Source organism: Mesorhizobium sp. BR1-1-15, from assembly GCF_020165475.1.
In the GTDB taxonomy this organism is placed as follows: Bacteria; Pseudomonadota; Alphaproteobacteria; order Rhizobiales; family Rhizobiaceae; genus Mesorhizobium.
Genome location: NZ_JAIUIF010000014.1, coordinates 35534 through 52618, shown reverse-complemented (window position 1 = coordinate 52618; position 17085 = coordinate 35534). Strand labels below are relative to the sequence as shown.

The following is a 17085-nucleotide window of genomic DNA, read 5'->3' as shown; positions in this document are numbered from 1 at the left end:
AGGCCGGCTCCCTCCTGCCAAATCCTGATTTATAGTGGCGCCCAACCAAAGTGCGCCGCGCCTTGGTTATTGTTTTGCGCATGTCGTTGCCCCAAAATCGCACCATATTTGGGGCGGCGTGCATTGGTCAGGGAAGCCGTGCGATGTCTGAAAGACCAGTCGATTCACTCAGTGAGAGCGAAGCCGAAGCGGAGCTGAAGCGCCTGGCGCAGGAAATCGCGGAGCACGACCGCCGCTACCATACCGAGGACGCGCCTGTTATCACCGACGCCGCCTATGATGCGCTGACCCGGCGCAACTTCGCCATCGAGCAGCGCTTTCCCGCCCTGGTGCGCGAGGATTCGCCATCGCGCAGGGTCGGTGCCGCGCCGGCGGAAGGCTTTGCCAAGGTGCGCCATGCCGTGCCCATGCTCAGCCTCGCCAAGGCCTATACCGACGAGGACGTCGCCGATTTCATCGAACGCGGCCGCCGCTTCTTTGACCGCGACAAGGATCTCGACATCGCCTTCACGGCCGAACCGAAGATCGACGGCCTGTCGGCCTCGCTGCGTTACGAGAGCGGCGTGTTCGTGCAGGGCGCAACGCGCGGGGATGGCGCTGTCGGCGAAGACATCACCGCCAATCTGAGAACCATCGCCGATATTCCCGGCAGGCTGAAAGGCTCGGGCTGGCCCGAAATCATCGAGATACGCGGCGAGGTCTACATGACCTATGCCGAATTCGAGGCGCTGAAGCAGCGCTCAGCGGCCGCCGGCGGCCAGGACTATGTCAATCCGCGCAATACGGCGGCTGGGTCGCTGCGCCAGAAGGATCCATCGGTCACCGCCAGCCGGAACCTCAAATTCTTTGCCTATGCCTGGGGCTACACGACAGCCGACCCCGCTCCAACACAATACGATTCGGTGCAGAAATTCGCGGAATGGGGCTTCAAAGTCAGCCCGCTGATGGTGCGGGCGATGTCGGTCGGCGAACTGATCGCGCATTATCACCGCATCGAGGAACAGCGTTCTTCCTTGGGCTACGACATCGACGGCGTCGTCTACAAGGTCGACCAGTTGGAGTTACAGCGCCGGTGGGGCTTTGTCACCGGCGAACCGCGCTGGGCCATCGCGCACAAATTTCCGGCCGAACAAGCGATGACGACCGTGCAGAAGATCGACATCCAGGTCGGGCGCACCGGCACGCTGGCGCCGGTGGCGAGGCTTGCGCCAGTGACAGTCGGGGGCGTCGTGGTCGAGAACGTCACGCTGCACAACGAAGACTATATCAAGGGTTTCGACAGCAACGGCCAGCCGATCCGCGACGGCATCGACGTGCGCATCGGCGACACTGTGGTGATCCAGCGGGCAGGGGATGTCATCCCGCAGATCGTTAGTGTCGTCCTCGACAAGCGTCCGCCGGATGCCGTGCCTTACGAATTCCCACATACTTGCCCGATCTGCGGCTCGCCGGCGACGCGCGAAATCAACGAGAAGACCGGCAAGGAGGATTCCCGCAGGCGTTGCACGGGCGAATTGATCTGCCCCGCGCAAACCGTGGAAGGGCTGCGCCACTTCGTGTCGCGCGGGGCCATGGATATCGAGGGACTAGGCGCGGAAAACATCGACCTGTTCTTCAATGCGGGGCTGGTCAAGACGGCCGCCGACATCTTCACGCTCAGGGATCGGCGTTCCGCCGTCACCAAGGCGCTGGCCGAGCGGCGCGAGGAGCAGGCGAGGCAGCGCGAGGCGGCGTCGGGCAAGACGCGCAAGAACGTGCGCAGCGTCGAGGACCGCAACTATGAAGGGTTGGACAAGCTCTTTGCGGCGATCGATTCGCGCCGCGAACCCGAACTCGACCGCTTCATCTTTGCGCTTGGGATCCGCCATATCGGCGAAACGACGGCGGCCGTGCTTGCCCGGACGTTTTCGACAATCGAGGAACTGATCCGCGTCGGCAAGGAGACCGCGGCGGCTGACGATCCGCATAGTGTCTTCCCGTCGATCAACGGCATCGGCGACACGGTGATCAACGCGCTTGCCGATTTCTTCGGCAATGAGCGCAATGACGACGTGCTTGAGGCGTTGCTTAAACAGGTCAGGCCGAAGCCGTATGTCGTTACCGTCTCGGCCGACAGCGTGGTCGCCGGCAAGACCGTCGTGTTCACGGGCTCGCTGGAAAAGATGACGCGTTCCGAAGCCAAGGCGATGGCCGAACGGCTGGGCGCCAAGGTGGCGGGCTCGGTTTCGACCAAGACCGATCTGGTAGTGGCGGGGCCCGGCGCGGGCTCGAAACTCAAGCTTGCCAGTGAACTCGGCATCGAGGTCATAGACGAGGACGCGTGGCTGCAGCGGATCGGCAAGGCATGATGTCAGGCGAATTCAAGGGGTTCGGCCAGAAGGCTATTCCGTTCCTGAAGGCACTTGATTTCCACCAGAGTCGCGAGTGGTTCGTAGAGAATCGCGACCTGTTCGAACAGGAATTGCGCGATCCGCTGGGCGATCTGGTGGAGACGCTCACACGCCGTTTCGGCGAGGCCGGGCTCGGCCTCAAGGGCGACCGCAAGAAATCACTGTTCCGGATCAACCGGGACGTGCGCTTCGCCAAGGACAAGCGGCCTTACAACCGGCATCTGTCGGCGATCCTGTCGCCCGACAGCACCAAGATGGAGCAGGGCGTGTTCTATGTCCACGTCGGGCTGGAACGCTGCTTCGCCGACATTGCCTGGTGGCAGCCCGCCCCGGAACTGTTGCTCGCCATGCGCAAGGCCATCGCGGCAAGGCCCGACAGGTTCCGCGCGCTGGTGGCCGCCTTGAAGAAGAACGGTCTGGAATTCGAGACGGAGGGCCGCATGAAGCGCACGCCGCGGGGCTTCGAGCATGTCGGTGATTCCGATCTGGCCGAGGCCATCCGCAACCGTCATTTCTACGTCCAGCATGTCATCGATCCGGCGGGGATCCACACGGCGGCGCTGGTCGACGAGCTGGTCGATTTCACCATGTGCGCCAAGCCGCTGCTCGACTGGGGCAGGGCCATAGAGGGCAAGGTGGCGCAGGGCTAGGATTGGTCCTGGCAATCATTTCCGCTGATTGTTGGGCTCAACCGAATTCGTGTGACAAGGCGGACCACGCTACCTAGATCAGGCCATTCTCCTGGGAGTTATCCATGGTGTCGGACGCAATCTCCGGGCACGGCGCAAAGAGCGATTTCTGGCAAGGCGTGCGGCTTTCCATGCCCGTCGTTGTGGCGTCGGCGCCGTTCGCGGTGCTGTTCGGGGCGCTGGCCGTCGACAATGGCTTCTCGGTGTTCGAAGCCTTCCTGATGAGTGCGCTGATCTTCGGCGGCGCCAGCCAGATGGTCGGCATCGAGCTGTTCGGCCAGCATGTCGCGCCGTGGCTGATCGTGCTGTCGATCTTCGCCGTCAATTTTCGCCATGTGCTCTATTCCGCCGGTATCGGCCGGCGCATAGCGCACTGGCCCGTGGTCAGCCAAGCGCTCGGCTTCTTCATCCTCACCGATCCGCAATTCGCCGTCGCCGAGGCGAGGGCGCAGTCCGGCGAGACGGTCGGCTTCGCCTGGTATCTCGGGCTCGGCCTGCCAGTCTATGTATTCTGGGTGATCGAAAGCGCGCTCGGCGCGGTGTTCGGCAAGCTTATCCCCGACACGCATGCGCTGGGCATCGATTTCCTGCTACCGATCTATTTCCTTGGCCTGGTGATGGGCTTCCGCAAGCGGCCGTTGTGGCTGCCGGTGGTCGTCGCCAGTGCTTGCGCCTCGATCGTCGCCTACAAGACGGTAGGTTCACCCTGGCACGTCTCGATCGGCGCCATCGCTGGCGTGCTGCTGGCCGTCATCCTGCCGCCCCACCACTCAGGCGTGAAGGCACGGCCATGAGCACGACGTTCTGGATCATCATCGCCGGCTCAATCGCCACATATCTTACGCGGATCGGCGGGCATCTGGTCATCTCGCGCTTCGACAACATCCATCCGCGCGTCGAGGCCGGCCTGAACGCGGTGCCGGCGGCGGTGCTGACGACATTGGTGGCGCCGGAACTGTTGAATGCCGGACCGGCGGAATGGGCGGCATTGGTTGTCACCGCTGTGGTTTCGCTGCGCGGCGGGCTGATGGCTATGTTTTTGGCTGGTGCGGCGATGCTGATCCTCGCGCGGCAGTTCGTGGGATAGAGTTCCGGGCGCGATCGTTCGAACGCTGGCGCCACCTTAGACGCACTCAAATCTTAGCGTCATGCGGTAAGGGCGCCGTTGCCTTTTCCAGCCAGGCCAGCGTCTCGCCGTCGAGCATCGGGCCGATCTCGGCCAGCACGCGGGCGTGGTAGGTGTCGAGCCAATGCAGCTCGTCGCGGGTCAACAAATCCGAGCGCACCAGCCTGACATCGATCGGCGCCAGGGTCAGCGTCTCGAAACCGTGCATGGCGATGTCGCCGCCGTCGATCTGCTCGGCCGGCGTCACCAGGATGAGGTTCTCGATGCGGATGCCGTAAGAACCTTCCTTGTAATAGCCCGGCTCGTTGGACAGCATCATGCCTTCGAGCAGCTTTTCGGTGCCCGTGCGGGCGATGCGTTGCGGGCCTTCGTGCACCGCCAGATAAGAGCCGACGCCATGGCCGGTACCGTGGGCGAAGTCGCAGCCGTGCTTCCACAGCGCCATGCGGGCGACGGCGTCGATTTCCGAGCCGCGCGTGCCGGCGGGGAAACGCAGCGTGGAAATGCCGATCATGCCTTTCAGCACGAGCGTGAAGCGTTCGCGCATTTCCTCGGTCGGCTGGCCGATCGGCACGGTGCGGGTGATGTCGGTGGTGCCGTCCTGATATTGGGCGCCGGAATCGAGCAGGAACAGCTCGCCGGCCTGGAGCTTGCGGCTGGTGGCGCGTGAGACGCGGTAGTGCATGATGGCGCCATTCGGGCCGGCGCCCGAAATGGTGTCGAAGGAGACGTCGCGCAGCGGCATTTGCGTTTCCTCGCCGGTCTGCCGGCGCGTCTCTTCCAGCCGGGTGACGACCGCGATCTCGTCGAGCGAGCCGGGCTTCTGGCGGTCGAGCCAGCACAAAAGCTTCGCCACCGCCGCGCCATCGCGCCGATGCGCGGCGCGCGAGCCGTTGATCTCGGCCTGGTTCTTGGTGGCGCGCGGGATGCGGGCCGGGTCGGGAGCGGCAATCACCTCGCCGCCATTGTCCTCGACCAGCATGCGCAGCCTGTAGGCGGCCAAAACGGGGTCTAGCGCGATTTTCGCGCCGCTCTTGGCCAGCGCCACGACCGCGGCCTCGAATTCACCGGGCTCATGGGGCTCGGCAAGCTGGGTGAGATACGCCGCAACCTGGCGCGAGAATTTTCGGCTGTCCATGAATAGCCGGTGCCGTCCGTCGGCAGCGAGGACAGCGAAGCCGAGCGCCAGCGGCGTGTGCGGTACGTCGCCGCCACGGATGTTGAAGGCCCAGGCAATCGAGGAGGGATCCGTCAGCACCGCATGGGTGGCGCCCTCCTGGCCGATCGCCGCCGCCAGCCGCGCCAGCTTGTCCTTGGCGAGCTCGCCGGCAAAACCGATGGGATGGAGTTCGACAGGAGCGACCGGTGCATCCGGCTGATCCTTCCAGATTATGTCGATCGGGTTCGCCTCGAGCGGCACCAGCACGGCGCCGGTCTTTTCGGCCGAGGCCCGCAGCGCCTTGACCTCGCCGATCGTGTGCAGCCAGGGGTCGAAGCCGAGCCGCGCGCCCTTGCCGAGGTTATCCTTGAGCCAATTTGCAGGCGGATTGTCGACCAGGCTCTCGATCGAGAAGATACCGAGATCAACCTCGCCGCGCACCTGCAGCGTGTAGCGTCCGTCGACGAAGATGAAGGCGCGGTCGCGCAGGATGATGGCAACGCCGGCGGAGCCGCTGAAGCCGGTCAGCCATTTTAGCCGCGCCGAGCGGTCGGCGACATATTCGCCCTGATGCTCGTCGGCGCGGGGAACGACAAATCCATCCAGGCCGTTTTCCGCCAGCCATTGGCGCAGCAGCGCCACGCGCGGTCTGCCGACGGCCGGATTGCCAGCGGAATCAAAGGTCTGGAACATGGTGGCGTCTCCCTCGGATAGTGCCCGACCGTAGCGCATGGAGCTGGAAACCGGAATCGATTTCAGCAGGGCCAGACGGGGCTGCGTCACCGTTTGAGATGGATCGTCACCCAGCCTTCGCGGTGCAGCGTTCTGACATGGCGAAAGCTCTGGCCGACATAGGCGGAGATCACCGCATCGCGCTGCCGGTCGAGGATGCCTGACAGCACCAGCGAGCCGCCGAGGCTGATGTGTCGCGCCATTTCCGGAGCAAGCCGCATCAGCGGCCGCGCCAATATGTTGGCGACGATCAGGTCGAAAGGCGCACGCCTGGCAAAGATCGGATGGTGGAATCCGGGTGCGGTCACTGTTTCCACCAGCGCCTTGACGTGGTTGAGCCGCGCATTGGCGGCGGCAACGCTTACCGCCACCGGATCGATGTCGGTCGCCAGCACGGGAATATGGAAGAGCTTGGCCACAGCGATGGCCAGCACCGCGCTGCCGGTGCCGAGATCGAGCGCGTTGCGCGGCCGCTCGCGCCGCGTCACCTTTTCCAGCATTTCCAGGCATCCGGCGGTGGTGCCGTGGTGGCCGGTGCCGAAGGCCAGCCCCGCTTCGATCTCGATGGCAAGCTCGCCACTGTGGCGTTTGCGGCGATCATGCGCGCCATGCACGAAGAAACGGCCGGCACGCACCGGTTTCAGCCCTTCCAGCGAGCGCGCCACCCAGTCGATATCGGGCAAGGTCTCGCGCTCGACCGGCCTGGACAGGGCTAGCCCTGCCAGAATGTCCTTCACCCGCGCCTCGACCGCATCCACCTCGCCGTCGGCATAGAGAGAGACTTCATGAATGTCCGCGTCCTCATCGACCTCCAGCACGGCTATCGGCAAGCCTTCGTCCTCAAAGGCGGCATCGAGGGCGGCGAAAATTCTGGTGGATTCGATCTTGCCGGCGGTGAAATGGAGCCGCGTCTGGGTCATGGATTTCGCATCAGCCCTTGGCCGCGAGGCGTTTGAGCTTTTCCACCGCGGTGTCGGCGCTTTCGCCATAGGCGATCGTGCCGGCGAAATCGCCCTTGCCGTTGAGCAGCAGCACCGAGGCGGTATGGTCCATCGTGTAGTCGCCGTCGCCGGTGTCGACTTTCTTCCAGTAGATGCCGAAGGACTTCGCCATGGCGTGGACCTTGTCCGGGTCGCCCGATATGCCGGTGATGCGGTCAGAGAAATTGCTGACATAGGCGTTCATGACCGCGGGGGTGTCGCGCTCCGGATCGACCGAGACGAAGTAGGCATGCAGGTTCTTGCCATCGTCACCAAGCGTCTTCAGCCAGCCGGACAGTTCGAACAGCGTGGTCGGGCAGACCTCTGGGCAATGGGTGAAGCCGAAGAAGACGACGCTGGGGTGGCCCCGGAAGGCGGCTTCGGTGATCGGCGCGCCTTTCTGGTCGACCAGCGTAAAGGCGGCACCGAAAGGCTCGCCGCCATAGTGGCCGCGATACCAGTCGAAGGTCAGCCAGCCTATGCCGGCCGCCATCAGGACGAGAATGCCGACCAGTATTGAGCGCATCATCCGCAGGATTCCGTCTTGTAATTTCATCGGCATGCCGGTCATGGCCAGGCAGCCCTCGGTTCGGCGAACAGTCTTAGCGGTTCGACCGGGTACACGCAAAGGTGCCGCGTTGACGCAACCGGCCGTGACCTATGCCGGCGTTTTGATCGGGGCCGCCGGCTTGCAATGCAACGTCCTTCGCCCCACCTGAGACCGGCAAACTTGAACCTCGGAGGCTATCTTGCAACGACTGATTGGGCGAAATCTGATCGGCGGCGCCCTGGCCGCGTGCCTTGTCCTTGGCGCCGGTGCCGCAGTCGCCGATGAAGTCGGCAAGGTCGGCGTCGACTGGCTCGGCAACGACATCATCGTCGAAGCGATCAAGGACCCGAAGGTGGACGGCGTCACCTGCCACGTGTCCTATTTCGACCGCGGCATCATCGACCGCCTGCACAAGGGCAACTGGTTCGAGGATCCTTCCGATTCCTCGATTTCGTGCCGCCAGACCGGTCCGATCACCATCGGCGACATCGACATGAGCGAAGGCGGCGAGGAGGTGTTCAAGCAAGGCATCAGCCTGATCTGGAAGAAGCAGGTGGTGAACCGCATCTACGACAAGGCCAACGAGACGCTGATCTACCTCTCGCATTCGCGCCAGGTGCAGAACGGCTCGGCCAAAATGTCGGTCACCACCGTGCCGCTCTACGGCCAGAACGTGGTGTGGACCAAGGGCAAACCGAAATAGATGGATCCGTTTTTCCGTGCAATTGACCCGACCGACAATTGCTCCCGGCTTGCGGGAGCTATTGCCCTGACGTAAAGCCGCCCGTATGGACCGTTCCGAAAATCTCGTGCTGAAAGATCCCGAGCCGCGTATCCATCCGACGGCGGAGCTGAAAGCATGCAAGCTGGGCCGCTACGCCTCGATCGGCGAGCGGGTGGTACTGCGCGAAGTGAGCGTCGGCGATTTTTCCTACTTCGAGCGGCACGCCGAGGCGATCTACACGAGCATCGGCAAATTCTGCTCGATTGCCGCCAACAGCCGCATCAATGCACTGGATCATCCGATCGAGCGGCTGACCCAGCACAAGGTCAGCTACCGGCCCAACGAATATTTCCGCTGGCTGGGCGTCGATGCCGTCTTCCGCGAACGACGCCAGGCGAAGGCGGTGAGCATCGGCCATGACGTGTGGATCGGCCACGGGGCCGTGATCATGCCCGGCCTCACCATCGGCAATGGCGCCGTCGTCGGCGCCAATGCCGTCGTCACGCATGACGTGCCGCCTTATGCGATCGTCGCCGGGGTGCCGGCCAAGCCGCTTCGGCCGCGCTTCGCAGCCGATGTCGCGGCGCGGATCGAGGCTCTCGCCTGGTGGGACTGGCCGGTCGAAAAGCTCGCCAGCGCCGTTCCCGACATGCAGGCCATGACCATCGAGACCTTCCTGGACCGCTGGGAAAATCACGCCGCGTGAGTGACGCCGGCGCGGCTGAAGAGCACGCGCATTTGCGCCAAAGGCGCGCTTCAGGGAACCACTGTGCGAGCGCTCCGGACTGAACCCCTTCCGTCATGCGGGGGTGGCGCAACGGAAGGGGCTGGAGGTAAACCGCTGTGAAGCGGAAGGAACAGGCCTGTTTTGCCTGCACCGTTACTGTGACACCAAACCGATAAAGTGTGTTGTCCTTCCGATTCCCTTGATGCGTGCATTCGATTGCGGCGGTTGTATTTCTTTCCGATGGGAACCCGATATGGCCGCCGGTTGTTCCTTCCGGCGTACCGCACGGCGCGGCGCTGTTTGAGGGACCCCATGATCGAGAAGCTCTTCACCAAAATCGCCAACCGGGTAGCCCACCTTGCGGGGCTGTCGCCGACATTCGCACTCTGCTGCCTGATCGTCATCATCTGGGCAGTAAGCGGCCCACTCTTCGCCTTCTCGGACACTTGGCAACTGGTGATCAACACCGGGACGACGATCATCACCTTCCTGATGGTGTTTCTCATCCAAAACACCCAGAATCGAGACGGCGCGGCAATCCAGGCCAAACTGGACGAGTTGATCCGGGTCAGCGAAGCCAAGAACACCTTCATCGGTATCGAGCATCTGACCGAAGCCGAGGTCCAGGAGATCCGTGCCAAATGCGAGCGGGCAGCGAAGCGGCATGACGAGAAAATCGCGGCCGAAGCTGCCAAGAAAGCCGTGGCGTCAAAGAGCAAACCGAAAAAGCAGGTGGCTCGAAGCACCGGCTGAAACCGGTTAACCCCCAAGGGTTCCGTCGTTGCTCGAATGCGACCCGATCCGAACACCGGCTCTCATTTTTCGGACATGCTCATTGCTTCATGAATGCCGCGAAGGCATCCTTGTGGTCGGGGTGCCAGCGCGACAGAGCAGGGCGGTTTTCGATGATGTCGCCGATCGCCCAGGCCATGCGTTTCTCATCCAGCGGACGCGTCACCTCGTTGTCAGGGCACAGGATGTAGAAGTCGCGCTTTGTCAGGGATTCCAGCATGAAATCAATGACCTGTTCGCCGGTCCAGGCGCCGGCCGGCTTCTCGGTCGCACCCTCGGTCAGGCCGGTATAGGTGAAGCCCGGGATCAGCAGATGCGCCGACAGATGGGCACCCGGTTCGTTGCGCAGGGCATGCGCCAGTCCCTCGGTAAAGGTCTTCACGCCGGCCTTGGAGACGCTGTAGGCAAGGTTTCCAGGCGGCGTGGTGATGCCTTGCTTGGAGCCGGTGTTGACGATCAGACCCGGCTGGCGGGCTCCCAGCATGCGGGGCACGAAGGCTTCGACGCCATGCACGACACCCCAGAAATTGATGTCCAGCAGCTGCTTCCAAGCGTCGCGGTTCTCCCACGGCTTGCCCGGGTTGTTGCCGACACCAGCATTGTTCATCAGCAGCGACACATTGCCGAAGACGCCAAAGGCTCTTTCGGCGAGACGATCCACGTCTTGTGCTTTCGAAACGTCGGCGGCGACGGCCAGCACGGCATCGTCGCCGGCGATCGCGGAAACAACACGGGCCGCATCCTCAAGACGCGGGCCGGCGATATCGGCGAGCACGATCTTCATGCCCATGAGAGCCAGCCGCTTCGCGGCCGCAAGACCAATGCCGCTGGCAGCACCGGTAATGACGGCGGCATTGCCCGAACCAAGCGCGGGCAAAGCGGTCTGGAGTTCTGCGTCGGTCAGCATGGGCGGCGGATTCCTTCTTGCGATGGCGCCGAACTTAGCGCCGGAGCGGGCTGGCGCAAGCCTCCACGCGCCTGGCTGCGCTTCAGCAGCCTGCTGGGCCGGGTTGACCGGTCCAGCCGAGACTGCGCATGGTGCCTCGCAAAAAGGAGATTTCCCGATTGACGGACTGGATCGAAATCCTGAAGCAGCAGACCACCATTGGCGATCAGATGAGCCGCGAAGTGCCGCAGATGCTGGCAAACCCCGAGATCAACGAAGCACAGGTGAAGACGCTGTTTTCCGCCTTGGAAAAACAGGCGGATTTCGTCGAGAAGCTGCGCATGGCGCTGGAAAAGTTCGGCCATGACTTTGCGGTCATCAAGGCGGCGGAACGGCTGGAAGAGCGCTACGCCGATCTTGCCGCGTCGGTGGCCGAGAAGCTGAAAGCGATGCGCGAATAGATCCTTATTTTTCGATCACGCGTGCGAAACGCCGGTCCGGCACAAGCCAGACCAGGGCAACCAGTACATAGATCGCGACGCCGATCCACTGGCTGATGAAGGTCAGCGGGATGGCGCAGAGATAGGCGACAAGCGAGATCTTGCCCTTGCGGTCGTTGCCGATCGCCCTGGCAAAGGCCGTATCGTTGCCGTGCAATCGGTGAAGCGTCACGACGAGAATGAAGTAGGCGATGGCGCACAGCGCAAGATCGGCGCCGTAGACGGCGACCGGCACCGGCGCGAAATGGTTTTCGCCCATGAAGGCCGTCGTCACCGGCATCAGCGACAGCCAGAACAGGAGATTGAGGTTCGCCCACAACACGCGGCCGTCGACCCGCTGCACGGTGTGGAACATATTGTGCAAATTGTTCCAGTAAAGGCCGACGTTGATGAAGGACAGCACGTAGCTGAAAAAGATCGGCCATAGCGGCAGCAAGGCCGAGAGATCCTCGCCGTGCGGCACCTTCAGTTCAAGCACCATGATGGTGATGATGATGGCCACGACGCCGTCGGTGAATGCCTCGACCCTGCCTTTGCCCATGATTTGCGCCCTATGTCCGGTGTCGATCGTTGAAGATGCTAAATCGTTAGCTGATGTTGTCAGGCCGATAAACGCCATCCGGGAAATTTCTCAACTATATCAGGGGAAACTCTCCCGCCAGGCCGGCTCGCGGCAATGGTTTGCTGTGGCAAATTGTTGACTTTTCTTGCCACAGTCCTCCATCGAAGACAGGCTCGGCTGCACCACATACGGCCGAGCGATCGAATGGGGTGACGGATGAGATTTCGATTTCTGCTCTGCCTCGCGACCATTCTGGCCGCCATCCTCGGCACGTCGGCCGCCGCGTTCGCCTACAGCGCCCACACCACCACCAACCTCAACGTGCGCTCCGGGCCCGGGTCGGGATATGCCAAGGTGGGGACGCTGCCAGCCGGCTACAGGGTGAACGTCACCGGCTGCCAACCGGGTTGGTGCAGAATCCATGGCGGCGGCTTCAGCGGCTGGGCCAGTTCCGGCTATCTCTCGCGGGCCCATGTCGTTCGCCCGCCGGTGATCATCGTGCGCCCGCCGCATGGTCCGCCGCACTGGCAGCATCGGCCGCACCGTCCTCCGCACCATCGCCCACCGCACAAACCGCGTCCCGGGAAGTGCAAGATCGCACCAGGTTTCTCCTGCAAATAACGGATTGCAGCGGGGTCACACGACAGGATGTCGTGACGGATCGGAACCATCGGCTCCGACACGAGCCTGTTCAGCCAACGGGTTTCCCGGTCCAGACAACGTCCGTCATGCTGTCAGGAGCCCGCCGGCCGGCCGGAACGTCGGGAGTAAGGGCGCGTTAAGGTCGCGATCCCTGAAACTGATGAAGAGGTTTGGCCATGGCCATTCGTGACTTGGCGCATACGCGCAACGAAGCAGGCGGCGAGGCTCTCGCAATCCCGGTGGTCGCCACAATGATCGCCGTTCTGTTTGCCGGCAGCACGGTGCTGACGCCGCTGTACATCATCTACAAGCAGCAATTCGGCTTTTCACAGATCACGCTAACGCTGGTCTACGCGGTCTATGTCGTCGGCAATCTCGGCGCCCTGCTGATGTTGGGCGGCGCGTCGGATGTCGTTGGGCGCCGGCCTGCCGCTCTCGCGGCCATGATCGTCGCCATCGCCAGCGCGCTTGTCTTTCTGTTCGCCAACAATGTCGTTCTGCTCGATGTGGCGCGCGTCCTGAGCGGGCTTGGCATCGGTGTCGGCGCGGGGACCGGAACGGCATGGATCGCCGAGCTTCTCCCCGGCGCTGACAAGGCGCGCGCCAGCGTCATTGCCACCAGCACCAATTTCCTGGGCCTCGGTTTCGGCGCACTCGTCTCGGGACTGTTGGCGCAGTATGAACCGTGGCCCTTGCGCCTGGTCTTCATCGTTTATCTGGCGGCGCTTGTGATCGTCTCCATCCTGGTCTGGCGTACACGCGAAACGGTGGCGGAGCCTGGCGGCCTCGGGCAGATTTCCATGCGGCCGCACTTTGCCGTGCCGGATGAAATCCGCGCGCGCTTCGTCGCGCCGGCGGTGACCGGTTTCGGCGCCATGGCGCTGGTCGGCTTCTATGCGGCGGTGGCGCCAAGCATCCTGGCGCAGCAACTGCATGAGACGAACCATGCTGTCGCCGGTGCGCTGTTCTTCGAATTGGCGATCATCACCGCGCTCAGCATAGTTGCGCTGAAGCAAATGCAGAGCGGCAAGGCCATGCTGACCGCGCTGGCGTTGATGATTCCCAGCATCCTCATGGTGGTGGCGGCGCAGATGCTGGCGTCGATGGCGCTGATGATCGCCGCCACCGCCTGCTGCGGCGTGACGGCCGCACTCGGCTATCGTGGCAGCCTGCAGGTGGTGAACGAGATCGCACCGGAGGATCGCCGCGCCGAAGTGGTATCCAGCTTCTTCATCTGCTGCTTTATCGGCAATGCCTTGCCCGTCATCGGCATTGGCATCATCTCGACCTATGCCAGCCCCATCGCGGCCAGCCTGGCGTTCGCCGCGATGATCATCGTGTTTGCGCTGGTCGCGCTGGGCTTTGGGTTGGAAAACAGGCCTTGAGAGCGGTCAGCTTCAACCGTTCGGCGTCTCTGGGGAAAAATGCGCGCGCTGGCGCGGCACGCCGAGCCCGGTGTCGGGCGGCTCGCCGGCGGCCGGCCGGTTCTCGATCATGTGCAGGGTGCGCCAGCCGCCGAGACGGTAGTAGGCCGCGGCCAGCAGCAGGGAGGTGATCGAGCCGGCCGGGAAACTCCACCACAGCGCTTCCTCGCCGATCACATCCCGCATGAAATAGGCAAAGCCGGTGCGCACGACCAACACCGAGATCACCAGGATGACCAGCGGCGGCATCACGGCGCCCGTGGCGCGCACGGTGGCGAACAGCACGATGGTGACGCCGAACAGGATGAACGACCAGGACGCGACGTTGTTGATGTGAGCGGCGATGTCTATCGCCGCGCTGTCGCGGCTCAGGAACAGACTGAGGATCGAGCGGTCGAAGACCCATAGAAGTGCCACGAGAGCGCCGGTCAGCACCAGGTTGAAGCCGACGCCTGACGCTGCGATGCGGCTGATGCGGTCCCAGCGGCCGGCACCGACGTTCTGGGCCGCCATCGAGGACACGGCCGCGCCGATGGCAAGCGCGGGCATCTGGATGTAGGTCCATAACTGCGCGGCGATGCCGTAGGCGGCGGCCACCTGCGAACCGTAGGAATTGACGATGCCCATCACCGTCAGGGCCGCGGCCGAAATCACGATCATCTGCAAACCCATCGGCACCCCCTTGAAAACGACGACGCGCAGCAAGGCGGGATCCGGCCGCAGCAGCGCCAGATTGGCGCCGGCCAGACGCAGCGGGTGCTTGCGGACATAGAGCACGATCAGGATGGCAATGACGCTCACCGTCTGGCCCACAAGCGTCGAGGTTGCCGAGCCGGCGATGCCGAGCTCTGGAAACGGCCCGATGCCGCGGATGAGCAGCGGGTTCAAGATGATGTCGAGCACGACGGCGAGCGCCATGAAAAAGAACGGCGTGCGCGAATCGCCGGCGCCGCGCAGCACCGTCATCACAAAGGACAGAAGGTTCATCATCGGCACGGCCACGAAGATGATGCGCAAATAGGAGCGCGCCAGCGGCAAGGCGTCGGGCGGTGTGCCGAGCGCGCCCAGAATGGCGTCTACCCAGATCCAGCCGCAGACGGCGAACAGCACCGAGACGAAGAAGAAGAACGTGGCGCTGGTGCCGACGATGCGGCGCGCCTCGGGCAGGTCGCGGGCGCCGACCGATTGCGCCACCAGTATGGTGGCCGCCATGCCAATGCCGAACACGGTGCCGAGGATGAGGAACAGCACCAGATTGGCATTGGAGGTGGCGGTGAGCGCGGATTCGCCGAGGAAGCGGCCGACCCAGACGGCGTTTACAGAGCCGTTGAGCGATTGCAGCACGTTGGAGCCGAGCACCGGCAGGGCGAACAGCAGGAGCGTGCGCGGAATGGAGCCGCTGGTCAGGTCACCGGTGCGCCGGCGCGCGGGCATCTTTTCATCCATGGCGGGCAATCCGGCAAAGCTGGTTGTTTTGAGTCCGGCACGCAGGATACCGCAGGCCCGACCGGGATGCACCCTTGCGAAAGGAGCGACGGCGGGCAAGGCACGCCGTCGTGCATCCGATCAAGCTTGTCGGGCAGGAGGCGCCAGGCGGCGCCTCCTGCAAGATGCTTACTTCCTGGCGAGGCCGGCAAGCGTGACCTGAAAGACAAGGAACATGGTGTCGACATCGGCGCCGTCCTCGGCCTTGTAGGGCGCGCCGACCTGGAAACCGCCCTGGGCGAGGAAATCGTTGTCGTTGGCGACGAACAGGAAATAGTCGTCGGGCAGCTTCGGATCGAGCACGCTCGCCAGCGACATCGCTTCCCACTTCTCCGAGAGGTTGTCCTTGTCATTGGGCGCGCCATTGTGCAGGCCGAAGCGGGCAAGCTCGGCCTTGTCGTTGATGTCGATGAACGGCGTCAGCCTTGCCGGCGTCACCGACGGATCGAGCACGCCCTTGGGCGCCACCGGCTTGTCGGCGGCATCGAAGGGACCGCCGGCGATGTCGGTCGCGCCGGAAAGGTCGACAATGTCGATCTTGCGATACAGCGACTCTTCGCCCTTCAGGCCCTGGCCGTTGCCGCTGTCGCGCGCCAGCATCAGGAAAGCTGTATCCGACAGCGCCACGATCTCGCTTTGCGCAGCCACCTTGGTCTTGCCCTTGGCGTCCTTGAACACCGGCAGCGGCACGACATATTCATGTGCCAGCTTGAGATGGGCAAGATCGGAGGCGTCATAGACCAGCGCCCTGGTGTTCTGGCGCGTCGAGGCCGAATCGCCGCCGTCCTGCCGGGTCGCCGACTGCAAAACCGCGATCACGAACTTGCCGTCCGGCGTCATTGCCATGCCTTCGAGGCCCTGATTGTTCTGGCGGCCGGTTTCGGGATCCTTTGGGTCGGGTTCGGCAGCACCTGGGCCCGGATTGTCGGAAGCAAAATTGGCCGTGCCGTGGCGCATCGGCACGAGCGCGGCCGGAGGCTGGGTCGCCGACATCAGACGGCCGTCGGCGGAGAAGCGGTAGATGTCGGGACCGTATTCGTCGGAGACGAGCATGGTGCCGTCGGGCAGCCGCACGATCGCCTCGTTGTCGAGCGCGAGCTTGCCATTGTCGGCCTGCGGCAGGACAGGCATGTCGCCGGCGGCGGGACGCACGCCGTTCAGCGGGTCGAGACCGCTGGCGTCGGCGCCCTTGTCGTCGGTCAGGAGCATGGTGTCGGCGAGCGTCGCCTTGACGCCGGTCTGCTCCTGGCCGGCCGCGGGCGCGGCACCTGGCGCCACCGGGGCGAACTCGATGTTGATCGTGTTGAGGCGCGGCCGGTAGTCGGTGGTACCGACGACGTTATAACCGCGGTCGGGCAGCAGCCACAGCGAGCCTCTGTAGGTGCCGGCATCATGCGTCCAGCCCGCGGTGTCGATCGACATGCCGGAGCCGGAGCCGAAGGTCTCGCCGAACCTGTCGCGCTGGCCGGCCGGGATGCGGCCAACCCCCACCAGCCCCTTGTTGACGAAACTGGCGCCGCCGACGCTGGCCGAGCTGTCGGCGAAGGCGGGCAGCGAAACGGCCGAGGCCGCCAGCGCGGCGACCAGCAGCCGCAACGAGAATGAGCGTAGATGCGTCATGGATATCCCCTTGATGACAAAGCGCCGGGACGGCGGAATTCTGAGGTTGCCTGGCGGCGGCGAGGCTGCCGCCCTGGAGGGCCGCTTGTGCCCTCGG

The 17085-nt window shown here is 63.8% G+C and carries 17 protein-coding genes; 10 read left to right on the top strand and 7 right to left on the bottom strand.

Annotated features, from left to right (window positions below; genetic code table 11):
* The first annotated feature begins 143 nt into the window (after window positions 1-143).
* The 4 genes from ligA to LB541_RS21750 all read left to right on the top strand — a co-directional run bounded on the left by ligA (window position 144) and on the right by LB541_RS21750 (window position 4166).
* Complete coding sequence (ligA, locus tag LB541_RS21765) at window positions 144-2348, top strand: NAD-dependent DNA ligase LigA (protein WP_224619566.1); 2205 nt, start codon at window positions 144-146, stop codon at window positions 2346-2348.
* On the top strand, window positions 2348-3040 hold the full coding sequence (locus LB541_RS21760; protein WP_224619600.1) for a DUF2461 domain-containing protein: 693 nt from the start codon (window positions 2348-2350) through the stop codon (window positions 3038-3040). Before ligA ends, LB541_RS21760 begins: the two co-directional genes overlap by 1 nt.
* Window positions 3041-3144: 104 nt before the next feature.
* A complete protein-coding gene (locus tag LB541_RS21755; protein WP_140516581.1) occupies window positions 3145-3873 on the top strand; it encodes an AzlC family ABC transporter permease in 729 nt (242 codons plus the stop codon).
* The gene (locus LB541_RS21750) at window positions 3870-4166 is read left to right on the top strand and encodes an AzlD family protein (RefSeq protein WP_140516579.1); all 297 of its coding nucleotides are present in this window, start codon (window positions 3870-3872) and stop codon (window positions 4164-4166) included. Before LB541_RS21755 ends, LB541_RS21750 begins: the two co-directional genes overlap by 4 nt.
* Before the next feature lie 46 nt (window positions 4167-4212).
* Here the strand turns inward: LB541_RS21750 and LB541_RS21745 are convergent, their stop codons facing one another.
* The 3 genes from LB541_RS21745 to LB541_RS21735 all read right to left on the bottom strand — a co-directional run bounded on the left by LB541_RS21745 (window position 4213) and on the right by LB541_RS21735 (window position 7605).
* Window positions 4213-6057, bottom strand: a complete 1845-nt coding sequence (locus LB541_RS21745) for an aminopeptidase P family protein (protein ID WP_224619564.1) — start codon at window positions 6055-6057, stop codon at window positions 4213-4215.
* A gap of 86 nt (window positions 6058-6143) precedes the next feature.
* Window positions 6144-7016 carry a 50S ribosomal protein L11 methyltransferase gene (locus tag LB541_RS21740; protein WP_224619561.1) on the bottom strand — a complete coding sequence of 291 codons (873 nt, stop codon included), beginning with the start codon at window positions 7014-7016 and terminating at the stop codon, window positions 6144-6146.
* 10 nt (window positions 7017-7026) lie between these two features.
* Window positions 7027-7605, bottom strand: coding sequence for an SCO family protein (locus LB541_RS21735; protein WP_140495247.1), 579 nt, complete (start codon window positions 7603-7605; stop codon window positions 7027-7029).
* Window positions 7606-7825: 220 nt separating this feature from the next.
* On the opposite strand from LB541_RS21735, the gene LB541_RS21730 reads away from it, so the two are divergent.
* From LB541_RS21730 to LB541_RS21720, 3 genes are all read left to right on the top strand, one after another.
* On the top strand, window positions 7826-8329 hold the full coding sequence (locus LB541_RS21730) for a CreA family protein (RefSeq protein ID WP_140630936.1): 504 nt from the start codon (window positions 7826-7828) through the stop codon (window positions 8327-8329).
* Window positions 8330-8414: 85 nt separating this feature from the next.
* Window positions 8415-9056, top strand: a complete 642-nt coding sequence (locus tag LB541_RS21725; protein ID WP_140557546.1) for a DapH/DapD/GlmU-related protein — start codon at window positions 8415-8417, stop codon at window positions 9054-9056.
* 333 nt (window positions 9057-9389) lie between these two features.
* Window positions 9390-9830: a low affinity iron permease family protein gene (locus LB541_RS21720; protein WP_181173455.1), complete on the top strand. Its 441-nt coding sequence runs from the start codon at window positions 9390-9392 to the stop codon at window positions 9828-9830.
* Between the two features lie 79 nt (window positions 9831-9909).
* Here the strand turns inward: LB541_RS21720 and LB541_RS21715 are convergent, their stop codons facing one another.
* The gene (locus tag LB541_RS21715; RefSeq protein WP_224619559.1) at window positions 9910-10776 is read right to left on the bottom strand and encodes an SDR family NAD(P)-dependent oxidoreductase; all 867 of its coding nucleotides are present in this window, start codon (window positions 10774-10776) and stop codon (window positions 9910-9912) included.
* Window positions 10777-10934: 158 nt separating this feature from the next.
* On the opposite strand from LB541_RS21715, the gene LB541_RS21710 reads away from it, so the two are divergent.
* The gene (locus LB541_RS21710) at window positions 10935-11216 is read left to right on the top strand and encodes a hypothetical protein (protein WP_140495255.1); all 282 of its coding nucleotides are present in this window, start codon (window positions 10935-10937) and stop codon (window positions 11214-11216) included.
* 4 nt (window positions 11217-11220) lie between these two features.
* Here LB541_RS21710 and LB541_RS21705 read toward each other — a convergent pair whose 3' ends face one another.
* Entirely contained in the window at window positions 11221-11796 is a 576-nt protein-coding gene (locus LB541_RS21705) for a TMEM175 family protein (protein WP_140495258.1), read from the bottom strand.
* Window positions 11797-12033: 237 nt separating this feature from the next.
* Between LB541_RS21705 and LB541_RS21700 the strand changes: the two genes are divergently transcribed.
* Window positions 12034-12438 carry an SH3 domain-containing protein gene (locus LB541_RS21700; protein WP_140495260.1) on the top strand — a complete coding sequence of 135 codons (405 nt, stop codon included), beginning with the start codon at window positions 12034-12036 and terminating at the stop codon, window positions 12436-12438.
* Between the two features lie 197 nt (window positions 12439-12635).
* Complete coding sequence (locus LB541_RS21695) at window positions 12636-13844, top strand: MFS transporter (protein WP_224619558.1); 1209 nt, start codon at window positions 12636-12638, stop codon at window positions 13842-13844.
* 12 nt (window positions 13845-13856) lie between these two features.
* Here the strand turns inward: LB541_RS21695 and LB541_RS21690 are convergent, their stop codons facing one another.
* Window positions 13857-15329: an MATE family efflux transporter gene (locus LB541_RS21690; protein WP_224619557.1), complete on the bottom strand. Its 1473-nt coding sequence runs from the start codon at window positions 15327-15329 to the stop codon at window positions 13857-13859.
* Between the two features lie 168 nt (window positions 15330-15497).
* Window positions 15498-16988: an esterase-like activity of phytase family protein gene (locus LB541_RS21685; protein WP_140685491.1), complete on the bottom strand. Its 1491-nt coding sequence runs from the start codon at window positions 16986-16988 to the stop codon at window positions 15498-15500.
* Between the last annotated feature and the right edge of the window lie 97 nt (window positions 16989-17085).